Here is a 9,075-nt window from a genome sequence, read left to right on the forward strand (position 1 = left end):
TTCTACAAACAGCTTATCAAACTCTTCTTCCAGCTGCTTCCATTCAATCAATTTGGATAGCTGGATAAGAGGATGATCTAGATTGAGTTCATCGCTAAATCGAGATTTAAAAAGACGGCTTTGTTTGTTATCTAGCTTGATTGGTTTCATAGTCAACTTTGCAAGAAATTAAGAGCTTTATAATGATTTAGGCGTAAACAAATTATAGCGATTTGGGAGAAAAAACGCTCTCAAAATATGCTTAAGCATGAAATATCCTTTAAATCATGTCAAACTAGCTAGATAAGAAAGAAAAGTAAAATATTGGTAAGCATTTTTTACTTTTAGTTTAATAGCTTTTTAGATAAATCCATTAGCAAGATAGATTCATAAGGTTTTAGCGTATGTGTGGCATAACTTTTCTTTCAAAAAAAGCCATTGCTTGATCTTCAGGTACACGTACTTCCTCAGTAAAGCCCCTTTCTTTTTTCCACTTATCCATAAACACTCGAGGATTAGTTTGAAATTCTTTTGTTTCTAATTTGTTATGAATGTACTTCAATAATTTGTCCGGATCTCCATAGGCATTTCGAGGCTGCTGAGCAAAAATTTTAGCTTCAGTGATAAAGAGTTGAATATTTACATGACAATTCTTTAAGGGAGAAAATGGTGAGATAGGTTGAGGAAGATGTAGTGAAAAAAAAGTTTTCGCTGCCCGATTTTTGAGCTGCTGATCTTGCTTGGTTAGGCTTGGCTTTTTATTGATACGTCCATAAAGATAAGTGGCAGCATAAACAGCTGCATAACCTACAGGGATTGCTAAAATAAAATAGGAAAACATTTTTAGCAGGTTTAAAGCATTTAATTGCGTATAATTTTTTTGATAATTCCAGATTTCATGAAAGCCTTTAAAATAGCTTCTTACCAGCCCTTGTAATTCCATGCCGTTGTTCCTTACCTTTATAGCTTCTATCTTTCCTATAGTAAAAAGAATTTGATTAAATTCCCATCTCTATTATAAATTTCATTTTTTTATCCTTTTAAAACGTTGTCGATAAGAAATACAATAAATTTTAAATTACTGTTATAAGCTTTAATTTTTTAGATAATCGCTTCTCCTCTTTGACATCTGTAGGGGGAAAGGAATCAGGATCCCAGCTTTAAATTCCTCCTTATGCTTTCAATTAAACAGGGAAAGGGAACATTTAAAATAATTAGGGTAGCGTTCATATTTAAAGGAGGGATTAAATGGCTCAGAGGAGGTCAATTGATAGATAAGAAGTGCGAAGCTACCATAAGCTGTCCCCGCTAGCACCGTCTCGCCATACCCGCGAATGGTATTTAAGATACCATGGAAGAACTGGTGGATCCCACAGTTGGTCATATGCCTCCACTTTCTTTTATTCTTTTCATCAAAAACCATTCCTAGATAACCTGTTCCTGCCAGAATAGCTCCTGCCGTTGCCTGCACGTTACCTGCCACAACACGTACAATTCCACTATATATACCTATGACAGGGAGGCTTCCTAAAATATTAAATTGCTTCTCTATTTTAGTTAAAGTTTGAAGGTAATCCATTTTTCTACTTTTGTTTTGCAAAAATTAATAAACATTAAATGTTAATGCAATTATGTTAATTTTAGATAAAGAAAGATTTTCTAATAATTAAGTTGGAAATCTTACAGCATGAGGGGAAGTTTACGGGGTGTATTAACCGTGATTCTAGCTCCAAAATTGTGGAATAAATTTTTAGGAATTGATTAACGGGCAACGGTAACGCTTAAAAGAAATTTGCCATAGCAAAATGCTTTTTAATAAGCAGGAGGGGATGGTTTTTGTAGCGTTTAATCTAGCAAAAACTTATTTTTCCTCATTTAACCAGAACTTTTTGATCTTATGCAAGCTCTTTAAGGCAAACAGAGGCAGGGTAAATATGCTATCCTAATTTATGCAAAGTGTGAAGCCTTTAAAGAATTTTATTCATTCTTTTTGCTTCGTAAGAAAAGACGAGGCGGAAAAGATAATAAGCTTCTTTTCTTAGAAGAATAAAAAGAATAGCTTTGGCGTTTCATATTTATAGGTGATTAGATAAAAACGTGGTGGCAATTAATCTTAAGTATTTAATCATAAAAATTAAGAAGAAAATTGCTAGAAAGATAGGAAAATCCGCTAAGGTTTTTATAAAATATGAAAGATTTCTTTCAGTTTTTAAAATAAAGATCGTTAAATAAAGAGGAAAAAAGAGTAAGTTCTCTAGCAGAGAGTTAAGATAAATCTTTGAAAAACCATCTCTCTTCTAATAATGAGAGAATAAATTGCTATGAAACTTTAAGGAGCTTATATGATGCCGCCAACTTCTACTTCTAGCAGCAAGGTAAACCTCTGCGTAATAGGCTCGAATAATATAAAAGACGCGACATCAGGAAAATTGATGGCTCATGCTGTTGTTTTGTTTCCTTGTGGTCACACCTTTAATGAAGATACGGTGATCCAACGTTTAGCAGGCGATAAGCTTTGTCCTCTAGATGGAAAGCCTATTGAAGGGCATGCACCTAACCACACGGTGAGGCAACTTGCCGCCACAGCTAAGCTCCGTCCGCTAGAATCTTCTAGAGAGATTTATATTGAGCGCTTAATCAGTCTTTTGGAGGAACTTCAAATTCCAGAAAATCCGACTTTAAAGAAAATGGTTGAGCTTGGAGACAAAATTCACGCTCTTTCTCCTCTTTCTATTCCCTCTCTTTACGGCGCGATAGCTCATCTTCATTTTCCTGATAGGGAGGGGGATGTGGCAGAACAGGTTCGTAGCTTGGATCAAATTTATCGGATTGAATCCAATCTTTCCGTTGAAGAAAAGGTGTCTTGCATTTTTCAAAGGCTTTTTAATTTAGCGACTTCTTATTCTCCAATGGAAAGAACATCCAAGAATAGCAAGGATTTTACTCTTTCTAATTATTCCTCCTATCTACTAAATATTAGCCGCCTATGGCTTTGGGGCCGCCTACCGGGAGGAAAGGAGTACTTAAACCAGGCAGAAATTAAAGCATTACTTTTAAAGATAAAAGGAGAGCTGCTAGCACAATGGATTAAAGAGCATGATGAAGATATTAGTTGTTTATATTTAGATATCCCATTAAAAATTTTAGAGGAGCCGAATTTAGATTTACAGTTAGAGATTACAATTTTGCCGCCTGAGATTGGGCAACTTTCTCAGCTGGAAAGGCTTTTTATATGCCATAGACAGCTAACCGCGCTTTCTGCCGAGATTGGGCAGCTTTCTCAGCTGGAACAGCTTAATCTAAGCTGGAACCAGCTTGCCTCTCTTCCTGCTGAAATTGGACAGCTTTCTCAACTGAAAAAGCTTTGTTTACACAGCAATAAGCTAACCATGCTCCCTACCGAAATTGGACAACTTTCTAAGCTGGAAAAGCTTGAATTAAGCAATAACCAGCTTGTTTTTCTTCCTGCCGAAATTGGGCAGCTTTCTAAGTTGGAACAGCTTGACTTAAGCCGTAACCAGCTTGTTTTTCTTCCTGCAAAGATAGGACAGCTTTCTCAGCTGGAACAGCTCGACCTAAGCTACAACAAGCTAACAGTGCTTCCTACCGGGATTGGAAAACTTTCTCAGCTGAAACACCTTGACTTAATAGATAACCATCTAAACGCTTTACCTGCTGAAATTGGGCAGCTTTCTCAGCTGGAAAAGCTTGACTTAATAGACAACCATCTAAATGCGTTACCTATGGAAATTGGGCAGCTTTCCCAGCTAACAAGGCTTTGGTTAAGCGACAACCAGCTCACTGCGCTTCCTGCGGAAATTGGACAGCTTCATTCTTTAACAGAGCTTTACTTAGTCAATAACCAGCTAGCTACCCTCCCTTCAGAGTTTGGACAGCTTGATGAGCTGCGGCTACTTTACTTGAATAAGAATCGGCTAACCTCTCTGCCTTTAACGATTGGACAGCTTGATTCCTTGCAAGAGCTTTACTTAGATAGCAACCGGCTAGCGAATATCCCAGGAACCATCGGGCAGCTTCTTGATCTTGATAAACTTCACTTAAGCAACAACCGGCTAACCTCTCTACCTAATGGCCTCGGGCGGCTTTCTTCTTTGCGAGAGCTTTACTTAGACAACAACAAGTTAACTACTTTTCCTAGATTACTTCAACAGCTTCCTGGTCATTGTGAAGTTGATGTAAGGGGCAACCCTTTTCTAGAAAATATTTATAAAAGTAAAATCGTGTGATGTTGAATTAGTAGATTAAAGATATTGTTAGATCGAGAGGTAAGGCGCCCTAAAGCATTTTTTTTTGCAACTTAAGTAACTTAGGTTTTGAAGCAGCATTTAACAAAACAACATTTAGCTCTCTTTAATTCAAAAAAATTTGTTTTCTTTAGTTTCTTCTAGCAAAAATTAGGCTAAGAAGTAAATCTTTTCTAAACATGTAGAGGTCCTTATTTATTCAAATTTTTATCTGTTTTTTTGCTAGCCGAGAGAATAATTTAATTAAGGAAGTCGAAAATTTTTGAATAGAAAATCTACATGGTCGCCTTTTTAAGGATGTTTACCCTAAAGGTTCACATCCGAATTAATTTACAAATTTCTTAACGTAAGTTTTTCTTATTTAGTTTAAATTATACACTTTGAAAAAACTTAGCCTGCATAACCAATCCTCTGAAACATCTCTCTCTACTTGGTCCGAGGGGTTTTTATGAAGTATGGGGCCGCATAATGAGTTTCTTAAAAGCGTATTATTTCTTAAGTCTATTCATTCACTCTATCGATTCCATCTGCCCATAAAAGCCAAACATTTAACTTGCTTTTGATGCTAATAATTTATTTGCCACTGCTATCTATTGTAGTCGCTACTGCTCCAGCTATCCCAGCTAAAAGCTCAAAAATAGAAGATGACTGAATTAAAGCAAATGATAGAGGCTTTTGTAAATAATCATTAGCTATTATTTAGCATAAAAATTTTAAGCAACCTTTTTATATAATTCTTGTTTAAAAAGGGATCTATTTGAGATGGTTAAAGAAAAGTTAGAGAGAGGATTCATTAAAAAATGAAAGAGATTACCCTAATTTTTCCCCATCAGCTTTTTGAAAAACATCCTGCCTTAGATAAAACGCGCCCTGTTTGCTTAGCTGAAGAATTTCTTTTTTTTAAGGTACAAAAATTTCACAAGCAGAAACTTGTGCTTTTGCGAGCAGCTATGAAAGCTTATGCCGATTGGTTAGAAAAGCAAGGATATTCTGTTTTCTATATTGACTCCACCTCCTTAAATAAGCGAGGAGACCTTTTTGAAATTTTAGCACAGAAAGAATATGACCAGGTTCATTTAGCGAATTTAACGGATGATTGGCTTTCCCAGGATCTTACTAAAGCTGCTAGAAAAAATCATTGGAAACTCTGCTTTTATGAGTCTCCAATGTTTTTGTGTACTGAAAAAGAGCTTCAGCTTTTCTTTAAAGGAAAGACCCACTATTCAATGGCTCCTTTTTACATTTATCAGCGTAAGAAACTTAATATTTTGATGGAAGGAGACTCTCCTGTAGGGGGTAAATATAGCTTTGACAAAGAAAACAGAGAACGTTTACCTAAAGGAATTGTTATTCCTCCCCTTGTTGCGCCTAAACAAAATCGCTGGGTTAAAGAAGCAGTTGAGTATGTAGAAAAGGAATTTCCTAAAGCCTATGGCAAGTCTACCCCCTTTTCCTATGCCGTCACTTTCAGCGAGGCTAAAGAAGTTCTTTCTGATTTTGTTGAGCATAGACTTCAGCTATTTGGTACCTATGAAGACGCCATACATGCCACAGAGGCAGTAATTTTTCATAGTGGTCTATCACCTTTATTAAATATTGGATTGCTGACTCCTCAAGAAGTAGTTGAAAAGGCTCTTTCTGCTCACACAAACCTTAATATTCCTTTAAATTCTTTAGAAGGCTTTCTTCGGCAGATTATAGGGTGGCGCGAGTTTATTAGAGCTTGCTATCTCTTAAAAGGAAGAAAAGAAAGATGTTCTAATTTTTTTAAGCATACTGCTCCTTTACCTAAAGGATTTTGGGATGGAACTACAGGAATTTTACCTATTGATAATGTAATTAAGCGCTTATTGCAGACCGGTTATTGCCATCATATCGAACGCCTCATGATTTTAGGGAATTTTCTACTGCTAGTAGAAACGGATCCCAATGCTGTTTATGAATGGTTTATGGGCTATTTTGTTGATGCTTACGACTGGGTGATGGTACCTAATGTTTATGGAATGAGCCAATATGCTGATAAAGGATTGATGAGCACAAAACCTTACATATCAGGAGCTAACTATCTGCTTAAAATGAGTGCTTACAACAAAGAAGAGTGGGTAGATAAATGGGATGGCCTTTTTTGGCGCTTTCTTGCAAAACATCAAGCTTTCTTTGAAAAAAATCCTAGAACAAAGATGCTTCTTAAATTGCTACAAAAAAATGCTAATACTATTCATCCAAAAATAGCCTTAGCAGAAACATGGCTGATGCAACAGCGTTAACTTCCATATTGAAGAGCAAGAAATTGCAGATAAATAATCTATAATCTTGACTAAGGAAGCAATAGGGGTAAAGAAATTTAATTCAGCTATAACCTCAAGAGTTGATGCAGCTTTTACTTTGACAGTCTATTCTCAACAGCTTCTAAGGTTTTCCTAAATTATCTTATACGCTTTAAAAACTAATACCTTGCTCTAAAGTAAACTAAGCTATGTACGCCCTTTTTAACTGAATCGGCTTATAAAATATAATGTAAGCCAGCTTAGGTTCCTACTAGAAAAGATCTCCAAGCGGCATCTACCAAAGTTACTATTAAAAGCCCATCTTTTAAGGTGGCTTGATTAGGGGTCGTAGGTGGCATAGGTAGCAAATCCAAATAGCATGCCTGTTAAGAAGGTGTTTAAATAGCTAGTTTTTTGGTGCAATGAAGGTAGAATAACCAAGAGAGATAAACATGCGGCGTAGATAAAAAAACTGGTGGGTAATATTATAGGCGAATCATCCATAAGATGACCAATATTGTGGCGATAAAAGCTCTTCCTCTTCAACCTAGCCACACAACAAAAATAGGCTGGATAGAACCGAGATTAATTCCAATGTGCATGACCTTAAAATTTTTTGTAAATGCTTGATTTATTCAATTATTAATCCCTTAATATCCTTGGCGTAGCCCTATCTATTTTTACTTAATGGATTTTCACTACTACCACCGTGATATTATCTGTGGAATTTTTTTCCAGCGCATAATCAACCAATCGTTGAGCTAAATTTTTTGGGGGATTATCCAAGGTGGCTTCTCCTTCCTCTATTTCTTCTTCCTCTGTGTTTTCTAAGTCAACCAAAGGCTCCTCTTCTTTTTCTTGAGGCTCTGAGGTAACATATGCTATTATCTCATTTTCTAAAACATAATCTTTTAGTCCATCACAAGCGATGATAAGAATGTCTCCTTTTCTTAATCGATTGACGGTAATTTTGGGCTTGTGAATAACTGCCGGTTTATCAGGCTTTCCAGTAGCATATTTATCCCCGATAGCACGACTTACATTAATACCAGTACGCGAATTAGGATACCTTAACATCTTAGGATTTTTTGCAAGAGGCCATGATTCTGCTAGCGTGGGATTTTCTAGGGCTATAGCTGCTCTTGCTGCTTCTTTTGCGTGCCTCCAATTTCGCACGCAAGATAAAGCGATGGACTCTTTGTTTCTATAGATATTAGCTTCAGTATCACCTAATGTAGCTGTATAAATGAGATGGGTATTTTTATCTATAAAGCTTATAGCTAGTGTAGTGCCTATCATATCATAGTAAGTGTACTGAATAATATTTTGGTGAATTTCATCAATTAATTGTTCGAAAGTTTGATGTACATTTCCTTCATTCAAAGCTAATGTTTCGAAGAAATTTTTTTCAAATTCTTCTTTCGCCTGCTTAGCAACCTGTCTGCCCCCATGCCCATCAAAAACCCCCATCAAAGCTCCTTGGGAGTTCTCTTGGAAAAGGTGGACATCTTCCATACGTGGTCTTTTACCTTGAGCTTCGGCTGATACATATTCCAAGCTTAAAGCAGGAGCTTTAGGCAGATTATCATCTAGGATAGGGAGACAGCTTTGATAAGTGGCGTAAGCCAGGATATCCTCTTCTATATGCTCTTCCATAGCTTTTTGAGAGTTTTTTAGCATTTTTTGCATAGCATTATCTATCTTTAAATTACGGGGCTTCCAAATTGCATATTTTTTTCTCTTTAAAATTTGTTTGCTTAGCTCTGTTTCCTTAACTTCCAGTGCTCGTTTCATCACCTTTTTTTCTTTTTGAAATGATTGAGCTTGTAATGGAGATTCTTTAGAATCATTTTCAGAGGTGGAAATTATAGAGTCAGAAAGATTCATTACCATTTCGAAAAAAAAGCTTCCAGGCTTAGCTTGTCCATCGGTTTCTTTCATCATAAACAAATCCTATTTTAAAATAATTTTTTAGTGCTTTTTTTGTCGCTAAACTTGGTTAAATTTATCGAAAGCTTATACGAGTTTTTTCTGCTTTAAATTCTTCTAATATTTAACAGTTATTTACTTTAGCTTGTTTTTATCTTTGTGCCTAGTAATAAAAATACTTAGCATTCATGTTTCTCATTTTCTGATTAGCAAGGTCAGTATTAAATAAAATGATTAATCATATTGTAATGGAGAGGCTAGGTTCAAACACAGGGAAATAGAAAAGTAAAATTTGCATCTCTTTCTCGCCTAGGTAGAAGGGGGCTTCCCTCTATGTTAATTGGGGATATGGCGATAAGAAAAAGAGATTTATTACCGGTTGCCAATGAGCGTAAAAGACTTATAAAGACAGTACTTATAGGTAAGCTTTTTACCGATCATCTTAAAGGCAAGTCCTAAACCCTTTAATGCCTCCAAGAAGAGGGGAAAGACTTAAAATCAAGAGATGGACACCTGCTGAATAAAGAATTGAACGACAGCCATTCCCGCAAATAAAAATTTTAACGTTATTTAAAGATAATCCTTAGGTCTGCTTATCTAAAAGCAAAAGGGTACCTTAAGCTTTCTTTGCCGAA

At 36.0% G+C, this 9,075-nt stretch carries 6 protein-coding genes; 2 read left to right on the forward strand and 4 right to left on the reverse strand.

Features of this window, described 5'->3' with window-relative positions; translation table 11 throughout:
• Positions 1-376: 376 nt before the first annotated feature.
• Both NEOC65_RS07140 and NEOC65_RS07145 read right to left on the reverse strand, forming a co-directional pair.
• The gene (locus NEOC65_RS07140; RefSeq protein ID WP_166156186.1) at positions 377-922 is read right to left on the reverse strand and encodes a hypothetical protein; all 546 of its coding nucleotides are present in this window, start codon (positions 920-922) and stop codon (positions 377-379) included.
• Positions 923-1,159: 237 nt separating this feature from the next.
• Entirely contained in the window at positions 1,160-1,558 is a 399-nt protein-coding gene (locus NEOC65_RS07145; RefSeq protein ID WP_166156189.1) for a hypothetical protein, read from the reverse strand.
• A gap of 763 nt (positions 1,559-2,321) precedes the next feature.
• Between NEOC65_RS07145 and NEOC65_RS07150 the strand changes: the two genes are divergently transcribed.
• Positions 2,322-4,226: a leucine-rich repeat domain-containing protein gene (locus tag NEOC65_RS07150; protein WP_213156130.1), complete on the forward strand. Its 1,905-nt coding sequence runs from the start codon at positions 2,322-2,324 to the stop codon at positions 4,224-4,226.
• Positions 4,227-5,044: 818 nt separating this feature from the next.
• Positions 5,045-6,511 carry a cryptochrome/photolyase family protein gene (locus NEOC65_RS07155; RefSeq protein WP_166156197.1) on the forward strand — a complete coding sequence of 489 codons (1,467 nt, stop codon included), beginning with the start codon at positions 5,045-5,047 and terminating at the stop codon, positions 6,509-6,511.
• A gap of 339 nt (positions 6,512-6,850) precedes the next feature.
• On the opposite strand, the gene NEOC65_RS10025 is transcribed toward NEOC65_RS07155, so the two are convergent.
• Positions 6,851-7,066, reverse strand: a complete 216-nt coding sequence (locus tag NEOC65_RS10025; RefSeq protein ID WP_213150992.1) for a DUF2177 family protein — start codon at positions 7,064-7,066, stop codon at positions 6,851-6,853.
• 129 nt (positions 7,067-7,195) lie between these two features.
• Positions 7,196-8,455, reverse strand: coding sequence for a PP2C family serine/threonine-protein phosphatase (locus tag NEOC65_RS07165; protein ID WP_166156203.1), 1,260 nt, complete (start codon positions 8,453-8,455; stop codon positions 7,196-7,198).
• Between the last annotated feature and the right edge of the window lie 620 nt (positions 8,456-9,075).

This window comes from Neochlamydia sp. AcF65 (assembly GCF_018342435.1).
Lineage (GTDB): Bacteria > Chlamydiota > Chlamydiia > Chlamydiales > Parachlamydiaceae > Neochlamydia.